The sequence below is a fragment of the Amnibacterium sp. genome (assembly GCF_036559085.1).
Taxonomy (GTDB): Bacteria; Actinomycetota; Actinomycetes; order Actinomycetales; family Microbacteriaceae; genus Amnibacterium.
In genome coordinates this window covers 1-18,601 of sequence record NZ_DATBTU010000025.1, presented here as the reverse complement: position 1 = coordinate 18,601, position 18,601 = coordinate 1, and the positions used below count along the sequence as shown (strand labels likewise).

Genomic DNA, 18,601 nt, shown 5'->3' with positions numbered 1-18,601 from the left:
ATGCCGCTCACCAGGGACCAGATGGCCGCGCGCGCCGCGCAGGAGCTCGAGGACGGCTCGTACGTGAACCTCGGCATCGGGCTGCCGACGCTCATCCCGAACTTCGTGCCCGACGGCCGGTCGATCGTGCTGCATTCCGAGAACGGCATACTCGGCGTCGGCCCGTACCCGTGGGCCGGCGAGGAGGACCCGAAGCTCATCAACGCGGGCAAGGAGACGGTCACGGTCCTGCCGGGCGCCGCCTTCTTCGACTCGGCGGCGAGCTTCGGCATGATCCGCGGGGGTCGCGTCACCACCGCGGTGCTCGGCGCGATGCAGGTGTCGGAACGCGGCGACATCGCCAACTGGGCGATCCCGGGCAAGCTCATCAAGGGCATGGGCGGCGCGATGGACCTCGTGGCCGGTGCCCAGCGGGTGATCGTGCTGATGGAGCACGTCGCGAAGTCCGGTGAGCACAAGATCCTCTCCGAGTGCACGCTGCCGCTGACCGGACGCGGCTGCGTCGACCGGATCATCACCGACCGCGCCGTGTTCGACGTCACCGACGACGGGCTGCTGCTGCTCGAGCTCGCGCCCGGCGAGACCGTCGAGACCATCCGGACGGCGACCGGATGCGACTTCGGTGTCGCCGGCTCCCTCGCCGCGATCGGCTCATGACCGAGCTGCGCGACGCGGTCCTCTGCGCCCCGCTGCGCACCCCGGTGGGCCGCTACGGCGGCGCCCTGGCGACCCTGTCGGCGGAGCGGCTCGCCGCGCACGTGGTCAAGGCGCTCCTCGAGCGCACCGGGCTGCCCGGCGACGCGGTCGACGACGTCATCTTCGGCCAGTGCTACCCGACGATGGAGGCGGCCCCGATCGGCCGCGTCGCGGCGCTCGACGCCGGGCTGCCGGTCACGGCGACGGGGTACCAGCTCGATCGGCGCTGCGGCGCCGGCCTCCAGGCGGTCGTCAACGCCGCGATGCAGGTGCAGACCGGCGTCTCCGACCTCGTGATCGCCGGCGGCGTCGAGTCGATGAGCAACGCTCCGTACTACACCGAGGAGGGCCGCCGCGGGCTGCCCACCGGCGGGCTGCGGCTGCACGACGCCCTCAGCCGGGGTCGCGAGCGGGCGGGGGGCGAGCTGCACATCACTCCGGACGGCAACATCGGCAGCGCGGAGGTGCTGCGCCGCGAGTACGGCATCGGCCGCGAGCGGCAGGACGCGTACGCGCTGCAGTCGCATCAGCGGGCGGTGGCCGCCCAGCAGTCGGGCGCCTTCGACGCGGAGATCGTGCCCGTCGAGGTGCCGGGCCGGAAGGGCACGACGCTCGTCGAGCGGGACGAGCACCCCCGCGCCGACACCTCGCTCGAGGCCCTGGCCGCCCTGCGGCCGGCGCTCGGGAAGAAGGATCCGACGTCGACCGTGACGGCCGGCAACGCATCCGGCCAGAACGACGCCGCGGCTGCGACGATCGTCACCACGCCGGAGCGCGCCGCCGAGCTCGGCCTCACCCCGATGGTCCGGCTCGTGACCTGGGCGGTCGCGGGCGTCGAGCCGCAGCGGTTCGGCATCGGCCCGGTCCCGGCGGCGCGGAAGGCGCTCGCCCGCGCCGGCCTCACCTTCGCCGACCTCGACGTCATCGAGCTGAACGAGGCCTTCGCCGTGCAGGTGCTCGCCTGCGTCGACGAGTGGAGCCTCGACGGCGAGGACCCACGGCTGAACCCGCGCGGCAGCGGCATCTCCATCGGGCATCCGCTCGGCGCGACCGGCGTGCGCATGCTCGCGACCCTCGCGCACGAGCTCGTGGACCTCGACGGGCGGCTCGCCCTCGAGACGATGTGCATCGGTGGCGGCCAGGGCCTGGCCGCGATCTTCGAACGGGTGTGAGCCGAGCGGGTCCGCTCAGGTCGCGAGTGCCCGGGCGATGCCGCGGGCGGTGGTGAGCAGCGCCGGCAGGAGCCGGACGGGGTCGTCCCCCGCGGCACCGACGACGGAGACCGCCGCGACGGCCCCGCGGCCCTTGACGATCACCGGGGCCGCGAGCGAGGTGGATCCGACGGTGAGGTGGTCCCGGAGCTCCAGCCAGCCCTGCCGGCGGGCGAGCGCGAGCGCGGCGCGGATGGCCTCCTCGGTCGTGATCGTCGAGGGCGAGTAGGGCGGCAGCCCGGCCGCCACGACGGCGCGCACCGCGTCCTCCCCCGCATGCGCGAGGAGCACGAGGCCGCCGCTCGTGGCGTGGATCGGCAGGCGACCGCCCGCGCGGCTGACCAGCCGGACCGCGTTGCGGGCGCGCAGCCGTTCGACGACCACCGCCTCCGTGCCGTCGAGCACGACGAGCTGCACGTTCTCGTGCGTCACCTCGTAGAGGTCCTCGAGGAACGGCAGGGCCGCCTCCCGCAGGCCGTGGGCGCGCGGTGCCAGCATCCCGAGCTCCCAGAGCTTGAGGCCCACCCCGAACCGGCCGTCCGCGCCGCGTTCGAGCACGCCCTGCCGGGTGAGCTCCGCGCAGAGCCGGTGCACGGTGGTGAGCGGCAGACCGGTCGTGGCCGCGAGCTCGGTGAGCGTCTGGCGGCGGTCCGGCGCGCGCTCGAATGCGCCGAGCAGCGCGAGCGCACGGCCGAGGACGGTCCGTCCCGCGACGTCCTGCTCGCCCAACGCGCCCTCCGATCAGCCCGAGTATCCCGCGGCCGACGTCCGGGGCGACGCCACCCACGAGTGCTGTCCGCACGGACGACTGTTGCTGCTGCAGCGGCCTCAGTTGTCCGTGCGGACAGCAGACGGTCGGTGCGGACCCCAGCGCTCAGCGGCCGGTCGGCTCCTCGGCGATCTGGACGTGCAGCTTCGGCCCGGGCCCGACGCCCGCCGGCCGCTCACCGGCGAGCACCGACGCGACGCCCTCCAGCGGCACGGTCGCACCAACGAGGACGCGCGGATCGACCGAGCCGCTCGCGTAGGCCTCGATCGCGCCGTCGAGACCCGCGGATGCGCCGAGCACACCGACGGCGGTGACGTCCTTCAACGCGAAGGCGCGGGCGTCCACCGTGCTCGGGGTGCCGGCGATGCCGATGTAGACGACTCGCCTCCCCGGTTCGACGAGCTCGAGGGCCGTCGCGGGCATGGCGGGTGCGGTGGACGCGTCGATCACTCCGTCCCACGGCAGGTCGGGCAGCTCGTCCCTGCGCCAGGCGCCGGCGAAGCCGAGCGAGCGAGCGAACGCGAGGGAGCCGGGATCGATCCCCAGCAGGTGCACCTCGGCGCCCGCGGCGCGGGCGAACATCGCAGCGAGCAGCCCGATGGTCCCCGGGCCGATCACCAGGGCCCGGTCGCCCTCGTGCAGGTCGGCGCCGCGGACGGCGCGCAGCGCGTTGCCGCCGGGCTCGACCAGCGCCCCGAGCACGTCGTCCACCGCGTCGGGCAGCGCGTGGAGCGCCCAGGCCGGCACGGCGACCCGGTCCGCGAGGGCCCCCGGGCGCCCCGCCCGGACGCCGATCTCCGACCGGTTCGCGCAGACGTGGTGCCGCCCGCTCCGACAGCGGGCGCAGACGCCGCAGCCGAGCATGGTGTCGCCGGTGACCCGACGGCCGACCCACCCGCGGTCGACGCCGTCCCCCACGGCGGAGACCACGCCCATCCACTCGTGCCCGATCCGCATGGGGAAGGCCGCCTGGCCGTCATGGAGGTAGGCCATCCCGCCCGTGAAGAACTCGACGTCGGTGCCGCAGACACCGGCACGGCACACGTCGACGACCACCTCGCCGGGCGCCGCGACGGGCTCCGGCACATCCCGCACCTGCGCCTCGCCGGGCGCAGTGATGACGAACGCCCTCACCCGGAGATCGGCACCCTGGTCAGTCGGCCACGTGGCCGGATGCGGCGGTCTCCCGCGCACGGACGTCCACGGACTCCAGTCGGCCCTCGAACAGGACCGGCCGGTGATCCGACGACCCCGCGGGCAGCGTCGTGGCCCGCTCGACCGCGAGCCCTCGCGAGAGCGCCACGTCGAAGGCGCCCCAGACCGGTCCGCGGCCGATGTAGGTGCCGACCGCGCTGCGGGCGACCGTCCAGCCCGCCCGCCGCACGTGGCGGTCGAGCAGGCGGGTGAGGTGCGGGTAGTTGAGGTCGCCGGCGAGGAACACCGGGAGCTGCGGCCCGAGGTCGCCGAGCGCGCGCAGCGCGGCATCGATCTGCACCCGGCGGACGGCGTTCGGGTCCGTGAGGGGCGTCGCGTGCAGCGAGCCCACGACGAGGCGGGCGCCGCTCTCCTCGTCGAGGATGCGCGCCGCGCCCAGCCGCTCGGACGTGGTGCGCATCAGCCGGTCGTGGATCGAGCGCGGCACGTGCAGCGCCGCCGCCGCCTCCACCCGGAAGCGGTCCTGCCGCACGAAGAGCGCGACACCGTACCCGCCACCCGACGACATGGCGACGCGCTGGAGCGCGCCGATGCGGGTCGGCAGGCCCGGTGCGGCCTCCTGCAGGTGCAGCAGGTCGGGGCGGTGCTCGTCGACGAGGTCGTCGAGATCGCGCTCCCCGAGGCCGTGCCAGAGGTTGTAGGTGATCGCGGTGAACCCGGTCAGGGTGCACCCCTTTCTGCTGCTCGAGCGGACCGACGGCCCGAATCCGACGATGGGCCCGGATCGCCGAGCATACGTCGAAGGCCGCTCATTCCCGGTGTTCGGAGCCGCGACACCCGAAGAGGGGAGAGGACAGACAGATCGTTCTGTCCTAGTGTTCTCATCAGGCGGTTCACCAGCCGCGGACCGGAGCACACCCCCGCTTCGGAGCACGAAGACGGCACGGACGGTATCCCCGACGGACGTGACGGTACCCAACCAGATACCCCTGTCGTGACAGACGCCGGCCGGCGAGCGCTTCCCCCCGCTCCCGAGCCGGCGTCTTCTCGTTCAGTCCCGGCGACGCGCCCCACAGGCGTTCGCGGTGTCGATGTTCGGGTCGAGCTCGTCGGCCTTCGCCCGATCCGCGTCGGCACGGGTCCGCAACGCCTCCGCCTCGCGCTCACGCGTCGCGATCTCGTCGTTGCGCGCGTCCTTCCGGAGCCGCTCGACCATGCTCGCGTTCACCTTCGGCGCCACCTGCCCCCGGCGGAGCAGCAGGAGCACGACCAGGACGACGACGAACGACCGATGCGCGACGGTCGCGCAGGGAACGATCAGCCGGCGGCGCGCAGGCCCACGGCCGGGAGGACGACCTCGTCGATGACCGACAGGAGGAACGCCCGGTCGATCGGCTTGTGGTCGAGGAGCGCCCGCGAGATGACCATCGACGAGCTCACCTTCGCCAGCAGGCGGAAGTCGATGTCGGAGCGGATCTCCCCGCGCTCGGCGGCCCGGCGGAGCAGCGACTCGGTGACGGCCGCCCTCGGCTCGAGGAAGCTGGCGCGGATCGAGTCGGCGAGCTCGGGCGAGCGCACCAGCACGGAGGCGAGGCCGAGCAGGACCTGGAGCTTGCGCTCGCCGTCCGCGACAGTGCGCTGGGAGACCATGGCGACGAGGTCGCCGCGGAGGGTGCCGGTGTCGGGCAGCTCCGCGAGCGCCGGCCCGGAGTGCAGGCAGGCGACCGCGTCGGTGATGAGCTCGGCCTTCGAGGGCCAGCGGCGGTAGAGCGTGGCCTTGCCCGCCTTGGCGCGGGCCGCGACCATGTCGACCGTCATGCGGTCGTAGCCGGTCTCGGACAGCACCTCGAGCGCCGCCTGGAGGATCTCCGGATCGCGGGTGTGGTCGCGCTTGCGGCCGGGGCGGCCGGACTCGTCCGGCAGGGTCGGGGCGAAGTCGGTCTGCGTCATCGCACCCGCTCCTTCCTCGTCCGTGTTTCCAGAGTGTAACGCGCAGACGAACGATTGCGGTACCGGCGCGATCCGGAACGATGTGGATTCGGAACGAACTTGATCCGGAACGGTTTCGTTTCGTATAGAGTCTCCTCCCATGACCGAGATCCGCACGGCGCCATCGGGCGCCGCCCCCCTCGCAGCCCCCTCGTCCCGGCGCTGGCTCACCCTCGTGGTCGTCGGGCTCGCCCAGCTGATGGTCGTGCTGGACAACACCGTCGTGAACATCGCGCTCCCGTCCGCCCAGCACGACCTCGGCTTCTCCAACGGCGAGCGCCAGTGGATCGTGACCGCCTACTCGCTCGCGTTCGGCAGCCTGCTGCTGCTGGGCGGCCGGCTCTCCGACCTCATCGGCCGCAAGCGGACGTTCGTCCTCGGGCTCATCGGCTTCGCCGCGGCGTCCGCGTTCGGCGGCGCGGCCACGAGCTTCGGGATGCTCGTCGCCGCGCGTGCGACGCAGGGCGCGTTCGGTGCGCTGCTCGCGCCGACCGCGCTCGCGGTGCTCACCACGACCTTCATCGTGCCGAAGGAGCGTGCACGCGCGTTCGGCGTCTTCGGCGCCATCGCGGGCGCCGGCGGCGCCATCGGCCTGCTGCTCGGCGGCGTGCTGACCCAGGACCTCGACTGGCGGTGGAGCCTCTACATCAACGTCGTCATCGCGATCGCCGCGGTGATCGGCGCGATCACCCTCCTGCCCGCGATGCGCCACGAAGGCCCGCGCCCTCGGCTCGACGTGCTGGGCACCGTGCTGATCTCCGCGGCGCTGTTCGGCGTCGTGTTCGGCTTCTCCAACGCGGAGACCGACAGCTGGGGCTCCGGCTGGACCTGGGGCCCGATCATCGTCGCGGCAGTGCTGCTCGTCGCGTTCTTCGCGTGGCAGCGCCGCACGGCGCATCCGCTCCTGCCGCTCGGCGTGCTGCTCGACCGCAACCGCGGCGCGGCGTTCGCCTCGGTGCTGATCGCGGGCGCCGGCATGTTCGCGATCTTCCTGTTCGTGACCTACTACACGCAGTCCACGCTCGGCTACACGCCCATCCAGACCGGCCTCGCGTTCCTGCCGATGATCGGCGGCCTCGTGCTCGCGGCGCAGATCGGCACGAACGTGCTGCTGCCCCGCTTCGGGCCGAAGGTGCTCGTGCCGATCGGGATGCTGCTCGTCGCGTCGGCGATGGTGCTCTTCACCCGGCTGGACGTGCACAGCTCCTACGCCGGCGCCCTGCTCCCGGCCCTGATCGTGATGGGCCTCGGCATGGGCACCGTCATGCCGGGCTCGATGCAGTCGGCGACCCTCGGGGTGGACCGGAGCTCCGCCGGCGTCGCGTCGGCGCTCGTGAACACGAGCCAGCAGGTCGGCGGATCCATCGGGACGGCGCTGCTCAACACCCTCGCGGCGACCACCGCGGCGACGTTCGCGGCGAACCACCTCGCCGAGGGCAAGGCCGTGGTCGCCGACGCGGCGGTGCACGGGTACGCGATCGCCTACTGGCTCGACGCGGCGCTCTTCGTGTTCGGCGCGCTGCTGGCGGCCATCATGTTCCGGCGCCGGACGCCCGCACCACGGACGGATGCGGTGGCCTCGCCGCAGGTCAGCGCAGAGCCGGTGCTGGCGCACTGAGCCGGCGGCACCCCGCCAACTGGGGTCGCGGCGGGGGTGCGACCTCCACATAGCCTTTCAGCACCGGGATCCTCGCTGACGCTGGGGGGCTGAAGCTCGAGTTGCCGGTCTTTGCAGAAACGTCGCTGGGCGGTCGATCGGGGGGTCGACCGCCCAGCGGCGTCTGCATGCTCGGACGAGGCGCCGTCAGCCGACGCGGAGGTACCGCGCCGGTCGCTCGTGCCGGTCGGTCTCGCGCGTCCAGCCGCCCTGGTGGCCGGGCAGCGGATCGACGAGCGTGGCCGGCGCGTCGTCCTGGTCGTCGCGGAGCGGCACCCTGACCTCGGCCCCGTCCGTGTCGCCCGCCCGCTCGATCAGCACCGCATCCAGGTATCGCATCCCAGCCATCACCACTCCTTTGCACTTGTACAAAGGATGCTCCCGCACGCTGCGAGCGGCCTCGCGGGAGTCGATCAGCGGCCTGAGACCCGGACGGCGCGCGCGGCCCTCAGGCCGTCTCGGCCTCGGGCACGGGCGCGGCCAGCGGGTCGGGCTCGCGGCGGCTGCGGCCGGCGTCCGTGACGACGGCGAGGCCCTCGCGCGCCCAGTACTCGAACCCGCCGATCAGCTCGCGGACCCGCCGGTAGCCGAGCGTCGCCAGGGTGAGCGCCGCCTTCGTGCTCGCGTTGCAGCCCGGACCCCAGCAGTAGACGACGATCTCGGCGTCCAGGTCGGGCGCGAGCTCGCCGATCCGCGCCTCCAGCTCCGCCCGCGGCAGGTGCACGGCGCCGGGGATGCGGCCCTGCCGCCAGCTCGGCTCCGACCGCACGTCGATCACGAGCGGACCGGCGCCGCCCTTCCTGGCGTCGGCGAGGTCGGCCGGGTCGGTCTCGTAGTCGAGCTTGGCGGCGAAGAAGTCGGCCGCGGAGAGCGTGGTCACCGCCCCATCGAACCGCACCGCCGACCGGTCCGCACATCCCCCGGCTCGGTGCACGGATTGCCACTCGTGGCGACTTCCCGCGCCCGGAAGTCACCACCAGTGGCAACCCCCGCGCCACCAGACGAGCCGGTTGCCACTCGTGGCGACTTCTCCGGCCAAGAAGTCACCACGAGTGGCAACTCCCGTGCTTCAGGCGGTGACCTCGAACGAGCCGACCTGCGGCGCGATCGAGTCGCCGCCGACGAAGACGTCGAACGCGGATGCGTCGAGCACGTGGTCGCGCACTGCGGCGTTCCAGTAGCGACGCTCGTCGGGACCGACCTCGAACTCGACCCGGGTCGAGGCCCCCGCCTCCACCGTGACGCGCTGGAAGCCCTTCAGCTCGCGGACCGGCCGGGACGCGGTGCCGTGGCGCTGGTGCAGGTAGAGCTGCACCACCTCATCCGCGGTCCGGTCGCCCGTGTTCGTCACCTCGACGGCCACGGTCACGGTGCCGTCGAGCGGCACGGATGCGGGCTCGACGGTTGCGGCGCCGTACTCGAACCGCCCGTAGCTGAGACCGTGCCCGAACGGGAACAGGGGCGTGCTCGCCTCATCCCAGTAGCGGCGCTGCTGGTTCTCCGGCTCGTGCGAGCGGGTGTGGGCGTAGATCATCGGCACCTGCCCGACCGTGCGCGGCCAGGAGAAGGGCAGCTTGCCGCCTGGGGACGTGGTCCCGAAGAGCAGGTTCGCCACCGCCTCGCCGCCCCGGGTTCCGGGGTACCAGACGTCGAGGATCGCCGGCGCGTGCTCGGCCGCCCAGCGGAGGTCCAGCGGACGGCCGTTCATCACGAGCACGACCGTCGGGGTGCCGGTGGCGACCACCGCCTCCAGCAGCTCGAGCTGGCGGCCCGGCAGGTCGAGAGAGGAGCGTGAGGCCGCCTCGCCGATCATGTTCTGCCACTCCCCGACCACGACGACCGCGACGTCCGCATCCGTGGCCGTGCGCACCGCCTCCGCGAACGCGGCGTCGGGATCGAACCCCTCCGGGTCCTCGGGGCGGTTGCCGCCGAACATGTCGAACATCGACGGGAAGGTGCGCTGCACCACCGGCACGCCCTGCGCGTACTCGACGCGCACGCCGTCGCCCGCGGCGCCGCGGATGCCGTCCAGCACCGTGACCGTCTCGTCCAGGTCGAAGTCGAAGACCCAGGGGCCGAGGGTGTCGCGCTTCGACGCGGCGAGCGGCCCGATGACCGCGATCGAGTCGAGGGCCGCGGCGTCGAGCGGCAACAGGTCGTCCTCGTTCTTCAGCAGCACCGCGCTGCGCTCGGCGGCCACGCGGGCGACCTCGCGGTGCTGCGGGTCGGCGAGCACCTCGTGGGCGCGATCCTCGTCCACGTACGGGTCGTCGAAGAGGCCGAGGCGGATCTTCGCCTCGAGCACCCGCAGCACCGCCGCGTCGAGGTCGGCCGAGCCGGCGAGGCCGGACTCGAGCGCCTCGGGCAGGTGCGCGAACGCGGGGTCGGTGATCACCATCTCCATGTCGGTGCCGGCGGCGAGCGCCCGGGCGCCGGCGGCGGGGAGGTCCGGCGCGAAGCCGTGGGTGGTGAGGTTCCGCACGGCGTTCGCGTCGCTGACGACGAAGCCGTCGAAGCCCCAGGTCGTCCGCAGCACGTCGGTGAAGAGCCAGTGGCTGGCCGTGGCGGGGATGCCGTTCAGGTCCATGTACGCGGTCATCACGTTGCCGGCGCCCGCCCGGATCGCCGCCTCGAACGGCGGCAGCACGACGTTGAAGAGCTCCGCGTCGGCGAGGTTCACCTCGTCGTAGTCCCGGCCGCCGATGGCGTAGCCGTAGCCCGCGAAGTGCTTGGGGCCGGCCATGATGTGCTCCGCGGCGCCGAGCGCATCGCCCTGGAACCCACGCACCTGCGCGGCGGCCACGGCGGCACCGAGGTACGGGTCCTCCCCCGCGCCCTCGATCATCCGTCCCCAGCGGGGGTCGCGGGCGATGTCGACCATCGGCGCGAACGTCCAGCGGATGCCGACGGAGCGGGCCTCGCGAGCCGCGACCGCCTGGCCGCGCTCGATGGTGGCGGGGTCCCACGAGGCGGCGAGCGCGATCGGGACGGGGAGGATCGTGCGCAGCCCGTGGATGACGTCGAAGCCGAACAGCAGCGGGATGCCGTGCCGGTTGCCCTCGATCGCGCGGCGCTGGAGCTGGTTGATCCGGGCGGGATCGGTCATGAACAGCAGCGAGCCGACCTCGCCGCGGCCGAGCGCAGCGTCGACCTCGCGGGGCTGCTCCTGGATATCGAGGCCGAGGGCCGGGTCGACGGCCTCGCCCTCCGGCAGGGAGAAGAAGAAGTACTGGGTCAGCTGGCCCGCCTTCTCGGCGGGGGTCATCGCGGCGAGCAGCTCCTCCGCCCGCGCCGTGACGTCCGTGTGCGACGTGCTGCTGCCCGACATCCGCGTCCTCCGTCCTCGCGGCGCGACGCCGCGGCTCGACGCTAGTCGTCCACGCCCGGAGCGGGATCCGGTGCGCCCCAACCCCCTCCGTCGAGCACTTGAGCGGCCCCTCGTTCACCAGGGGCCTGCTGAAGTGCGGGCAGCCTGCCGAAGTGCTCGTTCGCGCGCGGGTCGGGGCTAGTCGGCCGCCGCCCGCGCAGACTCTGGCGTGTCGCGGACGGCCTCCCACTCCTCGATCAGCGCCGGCAGCCGGGTGCGGATGAAGGCGAAGAAGCGGCCCATCTCATCCAGGCGGTCGGCCACGTCCGCGGCGCCCGCCTCGCGGGCCGCCGCGACGCCGTCGGGCACGATGGCGCCGATCGCGTCGTAGACGGCGGTCGCCCGGAGGGAGGCGGTGTACCAGCCGCTGCCCTCCAGCACCTCGTACACCTCCCGCCGGGACCGCTGGTGCGGCAGCCGGCGCACCATCCCGACGACCTCGAGGTAGCGGATGGCGCCGGAGATCGCCGCGGCGCTCACGCCGAGCCGTCCGCGCAGCGCGTCCGCCGTCAGGCCCCCTTCCGCCGCGGTCGTCAGGGTGATGAGCACGCGGGCGGGCATGCGCGGGAAGCCCGCGGCGACGAACACGGCCGCGAGCCGCTCGGCGAAGGGCTGCAGCGGCGCCGCCGGCGTCTCGTCGCTCATGCGGCGACGTCCCGGCGCCGCACGAGCACGCAGGCGAGCGCGGTGATCGCGACCGCGAGCGCCGTCATCCACCACGCGCCGGCGAACGACGGATCGGCCAGGGCGACCGCCGGCGAGTGCGAGAACGGGGCCAGGTCGCGGATCCACTGCGGCAGGTCGAGCAGGGCGGCGAACTCACCGAGGAACGCGGCGGCGGCGAGCACGAGCCAGCCGACGGGGATCGATGCGCGCGGCGCGACCGCGAAGACGAGCGCGACGATCGCGAGCAGCACGAGCACCGCCGGCAGCTGCCAGACGATGGTGCCGAACCACGCTCCGAACGTCCCCGCGCTTCCGTCCGGACGGACCGCGAGCGCGGCGGCGGCCGCCGCGAGCCCGGCCAGCACCAGGGCGGCGGCTGCACCGAGCGCAGCGACGAGCACGATCGAGAGGAACCAGCGCACGCGGCTCACGCCCCCCGAGAGCACGGCGTCCGCGCCGCCCGAGACCTCCTCCTGCCGCAGCCGCATCGCGCCCTGCACGGCGATCGCCGCCGCGAGGATGCCGACGAACGCGCCGATCACGACGATGAACCCGTCGAGGATGCCGCTGCCGGGGCCGGCCAGCCGGCGCATCGCGTCCGTCACGCCGGGCGTGCTCCCCAGCTGCCCGAGCACGAGGGTGGCCAGGTCGCCGCCGAGGGCGCCGAGCAGCACCGCGCCGATCCCCCAGGCGATCACGCTGCCGCGCTGCAGCCGGGCTGCGAGGCCGATCGGTCCGGCGAGCGCTCCCGAGGCCTCCGCCCGGCCGCGGCGCTCGGGCACGAGCCCCTCGCCGAGGTCTCGCACCCGCTGCACGGCGAGGGCCGCCGCCGCGGCGAGCGCGCCGACCACGAGCGCGAGGAGGGCCGGCCGCAGGTCGTCGGCGGCGTACGGCCGAACGGACTGCACCCAGCCGATCGGGCTGAGCACGCTCTCCCAGCCGGGCGTGAGCGTCGCGTCCTGCGGATGCGGGGTGCCGGTCGCATCGCCGATGCCGCGCAGGGCATATGCCCCGAGCACCAGGGCGGTGCACCAGCCGTTGGCCGACCTGCCCGTCGGCGCGACCTGGGCGACCAGCAGCCCGAGCCCCACGAAGGCGCAGCCGGCGGCACCGAGCGCGGCGCCGAAGACGACGGATCCGGCGACGGGCAGCCCCCCGGCGATGAGCGCGAGCGCACTCACCGCGGCGGCGAGCACGTTCGCCACGACGCCCTCGAGCAGCGTCGCGATCGTGGGCAGCGCCCGGCCGGCCGCGGTCGCCGCGAGGGCCTCGGCGGTGCCGTGGTCCTCCTCGGCACGGCTGTTGCGGACGACGAGGAAGGTGCTCATCAGCCCCACGAGGAGGGCCTGGAAGGTCGCGATCTCGAACACCGTGATGTCGCCGAGGCTCGCGCCCTGCGGCGTGCCGCGGAGCACGAGCAGGGCGGGCGTCACGAGCGCGACGCGCAGCACCCCGACCCGGTCGGCGACCGCGGGGTAGGTGGTGGTCATCGCCGAGGCGGTGATCGCGAGGAGCGCCGCGAGCGAGAGGGCCCACACGACGAGCTGCAGCCGGTCGCGGCGCAGCCGGAAGCGCAGCAGCGCGAGCAGCATCAGGCGCTCACCGGCTCGTCGCCGTAGTGGCGGAGGAAGAGGTCCTCGAGGCTGGGCGGCGCCACCTGCAGCCCGGTCACCTCGAGGGCGCCGAGCGCGGGCAGCGCGGCGGCGACCGCATCCGAGGCGAGGGTCAGCGAGACCCGCCCTTCCGCGATCGCGAGATCGTGGACGCCCGGGATCCCGGCGAGCATCGATTCGGTGAGCTGCCCGCGCTCGAACGACACGGCCGTCCTGGTGAGGTGCCGCAGCTCGTCGAGCGTGCCGGTCTCCACGATGCGGCCCGCCCGGAGGATGGAGATCCGGTCGCAGAGCCGCTCGACCTCGCTCAGGATGTGCGACGAGAGCAGCACGGTCGAGCCCCGCGCCGCGAGCGCGCCGACCTCGCGGGTGAAGACGGCCTCCATGAGCGGGTCGAGCCCGCTGGTGGGCTCGTCGAAGACGCAGAGATCGGCCGGATGGGCGAGGGCGGCGATGAGCGCGACCTTCTGCCGGTTGCCCTTGGAGTAGCTGCGCGCCCGCCTCGACGGATCGAACCGGAACGCCTCGATCAGCTCGGCGCGGCGATGCCGGTACTCGGCGCTGCGGAGGTCACCGCCCCGGAGCCGCACGAGCAGGTCGATCGTCTCGCCGCCGGACAGCGCGGGCCAGAGCGCGACGTCGCCGGGGACGGACGCGATCCGCCGGTGCAGCCGCGCGGCGTCGCGCCAGGGGTCGCCGTCGAGCACCCGCACCGTCCCGCTCGTCGCCCTCGCGAGGCCGAGCAGGATGCGGATCGTGGTCGACTTCCCGGCGCCGTTCGGGCCCAGGTAGCCGTGCACCTCTCCCGGACGCACCTGGAGGTCGAGCCGGTCGAGCGCGATGACCCGCCCGTAGCGCTTCGTGAGGCCGGAGGCCTCGATCACCGGAGTCATGCCCGGACGGTACTCCTCGTTCACACATTTGTGAACGCCGCGAAGGACGAGGTCCGCTTCTAGGCTCCACCCATGGCATCCGGGACTTCCACCGCCGACCGCGCCCTCCAGCTGAAGGCCCTCTACGAGGCGCCCGAGATCCTCCGGCTGGTGAACGTCTGGGACGCGATCAGCGCCAAGGTCGTGGCCGATCTGCCGGGCACGAGGGCGATCGCGACCGCCGGCCACTCCATCGCCGCCTCCTTCGGCTACCCCGACGGTGGGATGCCGCTCGAGCTCGCGCTCACCGGCGCCCGCACCATCGCCGAAGCCGTCGACCTGCCGGTCACCGCGGACCTGGACGACGGCTACGACGAGCCCGGCGAGACGATCCGCCGCGCCATCGGCGTCGGGATCGTCGGCGCGAACGTCGAGGACCGGATGCGGCCGCTGGCCGATGCCGCGGCCCGCGTGCGCGCCATCATCCGCGCGGCGGAGCAGGAGGGCATCGCCTTCCAGCTGAACGCACGGACCGACGCGATGATCGGCCGCGACGCCCGACCCGTGGACGAGCGGATCACGCAGGCGATCGAGCGGGGGAAGGCGTATCTCGACGAGGGCGCCGCGCTCGTGTTCGTGCCGGGGGCGATCCGTCGCGAGCACGTGGAGCGGCTCGTCGCCGGCATCGGATGGGGACGGATCTCGGTGATCGGGCTGCCCCGCGCGCTGCCCGCCGCCGAGTACGAGGCGCTCGGTGTCGCCCGGATCTCGTACGGCCCGCTCCCCCAGCGGGTGGCCCTGCGGGCGCTGCGCGACCTCGCCGGCGACCTGTACGGCGACGGCGTGATCCCCGACGACACCCCCTCGCTCAACTGACCTGTCCCGCGCGGTGCGATCCGCAGGATCCGGGGCGATGCGCAGGACGACCCGCCGTACGCGGTCCTGCAGATCGTTCCGCGTCCTGCGGATCGCACGAGCCGGCGGGCCGCTATCGTCCGATCCGTGCTGATCGCGACGACGAACGAGCTCCCCGGCTGGACCATCGACGAGGTGCTCGGCGAGGTGTTCGGGCTGACCGTGCGGTCGCGGAACCTCGTCGCCACGTTCGGCTCGAGCCTGCAGTCGCTCCTCGGCGGCGAGGTGAGCGGCATGACCCAGGCGCTCGTGGACAGCCGCACGCAGGTGATCGAGCGGATGGTGCAGGAGGCCGAGGCGAAGGGCGGCAACGCGGTCGTCGCGATGCGGTTCGACACGTCCGAGATGGGCCAGACCTGGACGGAGATCTGCGCCTACGGCACCGCGGTGCGCGCGCACAAGAACCCCTGAGGCCCCCGCCCTCTGCGCCCGCGCCGAAGGGTGCGGCGGTGAGGGCGCAAGGCGCGGCGGTCAGATCGCGGCGGCGAGCGCCCGGCCGGCGGTGCGGCCGGTGAAGAGGCAGCCGCCGAGGAAGGTGCCCTCGAGCGCGTTGTAGCCGTGCGCGCCGCCGCCACCGAACCCGGCGGCCTCGCCGGCGGCGTACAGCCCAGGGATGGGCACCCCCTCGGCGTCGAGCGCGCGACCGGTGAGGTCGGTCTGGATGCCGCCGAGGGTCTTCCGCGTGAGGATGTGCAGCTTCACCGCGATCAGCGGCCCCGTTGCGGGATCGAGGATGCGGTGCGGCTTCGCGATCCGCCAGACCCGTTCGCCGATGAAGCGGCGCCCGTTGTGGATGCCCTGGATCTGCGCGTCCTTCGCGAACGGGTTCGCGAGCTCCGCGTCGCGGCCGCGGATCTGCCGCTCCAGCTCCCGCGGGTCGAGCAGCGGCGTCTCGGTGAGGGCGTTCATCCGCCGGACGAGCTCGTCGAGGTCGTCCGCGACGACGAAGTCCGCGCCGTGCTCGACGAACGCGCGCACCGCCGGCGTCGCACCCTTCCCGAGGCGGGTGCGGGCGACGAGCCGGAGGTCGCGGGCGGTGAGGTCGGGGTTCTGCTCGGATCCCGAGAGCGCGAACTCCTTCTCGAGGATCCGCTGCGTCAGCACGAACCAGGAGTGGTCGTAGGCCTGGATCGCCGGGTCGGCGCGCAGCAGCCGCAGCGTCCCCAGGGTGTCGGAGCCGGGGAAGCCGGGTGCGGGCAACCGGCGGCCGATGGCGTCGAACCACATGGACGACGGTCCGGGCAGGATGCGGATGCCGTGCCCCGGCCAGATCGGGTCCCAGTTCTGCAGCCCCTCGGTGTAATGCCACATCCGGTCGCGGTTGACGAGGCGCACGCCGGCCGCGTCGGCGATGTCGAGCATCCGCCCGTCGACGTGGGCGGGCACCCCGGTGATCATCGTCTTCGGCGGCGTACCGAGGCGCTCCGGCCACAACCGCCGCACCTGCTCGTGGTCGGCGCCCATGCCGCCGGAGGCGAGCACGACCGCCTGCGCGTGCAGCTCGAAGTCCTCGACGGCATCCCGGTTCGACGGCACCCCGCGAGCCGAGTCGTCGGGGGCGAGGCGCACCCCGTGCACGCCGACGACCGCGCCGCTCTCGAGCACGAGCCCGTCGACCCTGTGCCGGAAGCGGAGCGTGATCCGCCCGTCCTCGGCGGCCGCCCGGATGCGGTCCGCGAACGGCTCGGAGATCCCGGTGCCGGTGCCCCACGCGATGTGGAAGCGCGGCACCGAGTTGCCGTGGCCGAGGGCGCGGCCATCGCCGCGCTCCGCCCAGCCGACGAGCGGCGTGAAGCGCACGCCCCGGTCGCGGAGCCAGGCGCGCGCGTCGCCGGCGGCGAACTCGACGAAGGCGCGACCCCAGCGCGGGCCCCACTCGTCCTCGGGATGCGGGCCGTCCTGCCGGTCCCACTGCGCGGAGCCCTGCCAGTCCTGCCAGGCGAGGTCGACGGAGTCCTTCACGCCGAGCCGCCGCTGGGCGGGGGTGTCGACGAGGAAGAGGCCGCCGAACGACCAGAACGCCTGGCCGCCGAGGTTCCGCGCGTTCTCCTGGTCGACGATCGTCACGCGGCGGCCGGCGCGGACGAGCTCGTCGGCCGCGACGAGCCCCGCGAGTCCCCCACCCACGACGAGCACGTCCGCGTCCATGCCGACACCATCCCACGACCGAGCGGCACGCAGGACGGCGGGCGGTCTGCAGGTCGAACCACGGCGCGCCGTCCGGAGGACCGCCCGGAATCCTGCAGAACGCACGGTGCGCGTACATGCCGCTCCGGCAATCGAACGGTGAGGACCCAGCCCGTCCTCACCCTCCTCCGCCACGATGCGAGTCCAGGAGGAGCCCATGATCGACAGCGATGTCACTCCGGAGCGGGACGGTCGGCGACGGTACGGGCTGACGACGATGGATGCGATCGCCGCCTACAGGGACGGGCATCCGGAGCTGCTGCCGGCGGCGAACCGCTGGAAGTTCCTGGTCGACGACCACGCCGCGGGCCGCCACGCCGCGAACGACACGACGCTCCTGCGGTTGTGCCCCATCTGCCGCATGTCGGCCGAGCGCGGAGCCGCCTGACGCTCGTCCCGATACGGTGGCCGGATGCTGTTCTGGGGCATCAAGCTCCTGATCGTGGGCCCGCTGCTGCGGTTGCTGCTGCGCCCCCGCGTGACGGGGGCCGAGCACATCCCGCGGTCGGGGGCCGTGATCCTCGCGGGGAACCACCTGTCCTTCATGGACCCGTTCGCCCTCGCGGCGCTGGCCAAGCGGCGGGTGCACTTCCTCGCGGCGAGCACATACTTCACGAAGCCGGGCATCGGCCGGATCGCCGGCTGGTTCCTCGCCGGCACCGGCATGACGCCCATCGACCGGTCGGGTGGCTCGGCGTCGGAGGCGTCCCTGCGCGCCGGCCTCGCCATCCTCACCCGAGGCGACGTGATGGGCATCTACCCGGAGGGCTCACGCAGCCGTGACGGCAAGCTGCACCGCGGCCGCACCGGGGTCGCCCGCCTCGCGCTGCTGTCCGGGGCCCCGGTCGTGCCGGTAGCGATGATCGGGACCGACAAGGTGATGCCGGCGAGCAGCAGCAGCCTCATCCCGCGCCTGCACCGCATCGAGATGCGCGTCGGCGAGCCGCTCACGATGGACCCCGGCGCCGACCTCACCGACGGTGCCGCGCTGCGCGCCTTCACCGACCGCCTCATGGTCGCGCTGCAGGAGCTCGGCGGCCAGGAGTACGTGGACGTCTACTCCACCTCCGGGCGCCGCTGACCGCAGCCGACGGGCCGCTCGGGCGGGACGGGCGTCCGATGACGCCCGTTGCGCCTGAAGCCGCCCGCCCACGCCCGGGCGCCGTCGCCGGTGGGAATCGCTCAGCGGGCCTGCGTTAGCGTGACGGCCGCGTCGCGGAGGACCTGTGGCGCGTCTGTTCTCGAAGGAGTGCCCATGGCCGCTGGATCCGAAACCGAACCCCTCCGCGTCGGCGTCGTCGGGCTCGGCTTCGCCGGCACCACCGCCCTCGACGCGTTCGCGTCGCTGCCCGGCGTCGAGGTGGTCGCTCTCGCCGGCCAGGAGCAGCCGCGGCTCGAGGAGCTCGGTGCCGGCCGCGGGGTGCCGAACCTCTACCACGACTGGGAGGACCTCGTCGCGCGCGACGACCTCGACGTCGTGAGCATCGGGGTGCCGAACCACCTC

General features: G+C 73.7%; 20 protein-coding genes. 8 read left to right on the top strand and 12 right to left on the bottom strand.

Translation table 11 applies throughout. From position 1 onward, the window contains the following. Nucleotides 1-657 carry a CoA transferase subunit B gene (locus VIG76_RS04835; protein ID WP_331951627.1) on the top strand — a complete coding sequence of 219 codons (657 nt, stop codon included), beginning with the start codon at nt 1-3 and terminating at the stop codon, nt 655-657. Next, nucleotides 654-1,868, top strand: a complete 1,215-nt coding sequence (locus VIG76_RS04830) for an acetyl-CoA C-acetyltransferase (protein ID WP_331951625.1) — start codon at nt 654-656, stop codon at nt 1,866-1,868. The genes VIG76_RS04835 and VIG76_RS04830 overlap by 4 nt, the downstream gene beginning before the upstream one ends. A 15-nt stretch (nt 1,869-1,883) precedes the next feature. Here the strand turns inward: VIG76_RS04830 and VIG76_RS04825 are convergent, their stop codons facing one another. From VIG76_RS04825 to VIG76_RS04805, 5 genes are all read right to left on the bottom strand, one after another. Beyond that, a complete protein-coding gene (locus VIG76_RS04825; RefSeq protein ID WP_331951623.1) occupies nt 1,884-2,636 on the bottom strand; it encodes an IclR family transcriptional regulator in 753 nt (250 codons plus the stop codon). 145 nt (nt 2,637-2,781) lie between these two features. Then, complete coding sequence (locus VIG76_RS04820) at nt 2,782-3,810, bottom strand: zinc-dependent alcohol dehydrogenase (RefSeq protein WP_331951621.1); 1,029 nt, start codon at nt 3,808-3,810, stop codon at nt 2,782-2,784. Between the two features lie 19 nt (nt 3,811-3,829). Beyond that, nucleotides 3,830-4,747, bottom strand: a complete 918-nt coding sequence (locus VIG76_RS04815; protein ID WP_331951659.1) for an endonuclease/exonuclease/phosphatase family protein — start codon at nt 4,745-4,747, stop codon at nt 3,830-3,832. A 135-nt stretch (nt 4,748-4,882) separates the two neighbouring features. Then, complete coding sequence (locus tag VIG76_RS04810; RefSeq protein WP_331951619.1) at nt 4,883-5,098, bottom strand: hypothetical protein; 216 nt, start codon at nt 5,096-5,098, stop codon at nt 4,883-4,885. Nucleotides 5,099-5,148: 50 nt separating this feature from the next. Next, a complete protein-coding gene (locus VIG76_RS04805; protein WP_331951617.1) occupies nt 5,149-5,781 on the bottom strand; it encodes a TetR/AcrR family transcriptional regulator in 633 nt (210 codons plus the stop codon). Nucleotides 5,782-5,920: 139 nt separating this feature from the next. Here VIG76_RS04805 and VIG76_RS04800 point away from each other — a divergent pair, with 139 nt between their 5' ends. Continuing rightward, the gene (locus VIG76_RS04800) at nt 5,921-7,438 is read left to right on the top strand and encodes an MFS transporter (protein WP_331951615.1); all 1,518 of its coding nucleotides are present in this window, start codon (nt 5,921-5,923) and stop codon (nt 7,436-7,438) included. 186 nt (nt 7,439-7,624) lie between these two features. Here VIG76_RS04800 and VIG76_RS04795 read toward each other — a convergent pair whose 3' ends face one another. The 6 genes from VIG76_RS04795 to VIG76_RS04770 form a co-directional block, all read right to left on the bottom strand. Continuing rightward, the gene (locus VIG76_RS04795) at nt 7,625-7,825 is read right to left on the bottom strand and encodes a hypothetical protein (protein ID WP_331951613.1); all 201 of its coding nucleotides are present in this window, start codon (nt 7,823-7,825) and stop codon (nt 7,625-7,627) included. Between the two features lie 100 nt (nt 7,826-7,925). Beyond that, a complete protein-coding gene (locus VIG76_RS04790; RefSeq protein WP_331951611.1) occupies nt 7,926-8,357 on the bottom strand; it encodes a rhodanese-like domain-containing protein in 432 nt (143 codons plus the stop codon). Nucleotides 8,358-8,546: 189 nt separating this feature from the next. Continuing rightward, on the bottom strand, nt 8,547-10,805 hold the full coding sequence (locus VIG76_RS04785; RefSeq protein WP_331951609.1) for a glycoside hydrolase family 3 N-terminal domain-containing protein: 2,259 nt from the start codon (nt 10,803-10,805) through the stop codon (nt 8,547-8,549). 177 nt (nt 10,806-10,982) lie between these two features. After that, entirely contained in the window at nt 10,983-11,489 is a 507-nt protein-coding gene (locus VIG76_RS04780; protein ID WP_331951607.1) for a GbsR/MarR family transcriptional regulator, read from the bottom strand. Next, nucleotides 11,486-13,102: an ABC transporter permease gene (locus VIG76_RS04775; RefSeq protein ID WP_331951605.1), complete on the bottom strand. Its 1,617-nt coding sequence runs from the start codon at nt 13,100-13,102 to the stop codon at nt 11,486-11,488. The genes VIG76_RS04780 and VIG76_RS04775 overlap by 4 nt, the downstream gene beginning before the upstream one ends. Continuing rightward, entirely contained in the window at nt 13,102-14,016 is a 915-nt protein-coding gene (locus tag VIG76_RS04770) for an ABC transporter ATP-binding protein (RefSeq protein WP_331951603.1), read from the bottom strand. The genes VIG76_RS04775 and VIG76_RS04770 overlap by 1 nt, the downstream gene beginning before the upstream one ends. Before the next feature lie 72 nt (nt 14,017-14,088). Here VIG76_RS04770 and VIG76_RS04765 point away from each other — a divergent pair, with 72 nt between their 5' ends. Beyond that, nucleotides 14,089-14,871 carry an isocitrate lyase/PEP mutase family protein gene (locus VIG76_RS04765; protein ID WP_331951601.1) on the top strand — a complete coding sequence of 261 codons (783 nt, stop codon included), beginning with the start codon at nt 14,089-14,091 and terminating at the stop codon, nt 14,869-14,871. 126 nt (nt 14,872-14,997) lie between these two features. Then, nucleotides 14,998-15,321, top strand: coding sequence for a YbjQ family protein (locus tag VIG76_RS04760; protein WP_331951599.1), 324 nt, complete (start codon nt 14,998-15,000; stop codon nt 15,319-15,321). A gap of 60 nt (nt 15,322-15,381) precedes the next feature. Here VIG76_RS04760 and VIG76_RS04755 read toward each other — a convergent pair whose 3' ends face one another. After that, nucleotides 15,382-17,058, bottom strand: coding sequence for an FAD-binding dehydrogenase (locus VIG76_RS04755; RefSeq protein WP_331951597.1), 1,677 nt, complete (start codon nt 17,056-17,058; stop codon nt 15,382-15,384). A gap of 196 nt (nt 17,059-17,254) precedes the next feature. On the opposite strand from VIG76_RS04755, the gene VIG76_RS04750 reads away from it, so the two are divergent. The 3 genes from VIG76_RS04750 to VIG76_RS04740 form a co-directional block, all read left to right on the top strand. Then, complete coding sequence (locus VIG76_RS04750; protein ID WP_331951595.1) at nt 17,255-17,485, top strand: hypothetical protein; 231 nt, start codon at nt 17,255-17,257, stop codon at nt 17,483-17,485. Nucleotides 17,486-17,509: 24 nt separating this feature from the next. Then, nucleotides 17,510-18,178, top strand: coding sequence for a lysophospholipid acyltransferase family protein (locus VIG76_RS04745; RefSeq protein ID WP_331951593.1), 669 nt, complete (start codon nt 17,510-17,512; stop codon nt 18,176-18,178). Between the two features lie 174 nt (nt 18,179-18,352). Then, the coding region (locus VIG76_RS04740; protein ID WP_331951591.1) for a Gfo/Idh/MocA family oxidoreductase at nt 18,353-18,601 on the top strand (249 nt) is incomplete at its 3' end.

Bases quoted from the DNA above. Each gene is read 5' to 3' on its own strand.
- VIG76_RS04835 (WP_331951627.1), top strand. From the start codon at position 1: ATGCCGCTCACCAGGGACCAGATGGCCGCGCGCGCCGCGCAGGAGCTC.
- VIG76_RS04830 (WP_331951625.1), top strand. From the start codon at position 654: ATGACCGAGCTGCGCGACGCGGTCCTCTGCGCCCCGCTGCGCACCCCG.
- VIG76_RS04805 (WP_331951617.1), bottom strand. From the start codon at position 5,781: ATGACGCAGACCGACTTCGCCCCGACCCTGCCGGACGAGTCCGGCCGC.
- VIG76_RS04800 (WP_331951615.1), top strand. From the start codon at position 5,921: ATGACCGAGATCCGCACGGCGCCATCGGGCGCCGCCCCCCTCGCAGCC.
- VIG76_RS04795 (WP_331951613.1), bottom strand. From the start codon at position 7,825: ATGGCTGGGATGCGATACCTGGATGCGGTGCTGATCGAGCGGGCGGGC.
- VIG76_RS04785 (WP_331951609.1), bottom strand. From the start codon at position 10,805: ATGTCGGGCAGCAGCACGTCGCACACGGACGTCACGGCGCGGGCGGAG.
- VIG76_RS04780 (WP_331951607.1), bottom strand. From the start codon at position 11,489: ATGAGCGACGAGACGCCGGCGGCGCCGCTGCAGCCCTTCGCCGAGCGG.
- VIG76_RS04775 (WP_331951605.1), bottom strand. From the start codon at position 13,102: ATGCTGCTCGCGCTGCTGCGCTTCCGGCTGCGCCGCGACCGGCTGCAG.
- VIG76_RS04770 (WP_331951603.1), bottom strand. From the start codon at position 14,016: ATGACTCCGGTGATCGAGGCCTCCGGCCTCACGAAGCGCTACGGGCGG.
- VIG76_RS04765 (WP_331951601.1), top strand. From the start codon at position 14,089: ATGGCATCCGGGACTTCCACCGCCGACCGCGCCCTCCAGCTGAAGGCC.
- VIG76_RS04755 (WP_331951597.1), bottom strand. From the start codon at position 17,058: ATGGACGCGGACGTGCTCGTCGTGGGTGGGGGACTCGCGGGGCTCGTC.
- VIG76_RS04750 (WP_331951595.1), top strand. From the start codon at position 17,255: ATGATCGACAGCGATGTCACTCCGGAGCGGGACGGTCGGCGACGGTAC.
- VIG76_RS04745 (WP_331951593.1), top strand. From the start codon at position 17,510: ATGCTGTTCTGGGGCATCAAGCTCCTGATCGTGGGCCCGCTGCTGCGG.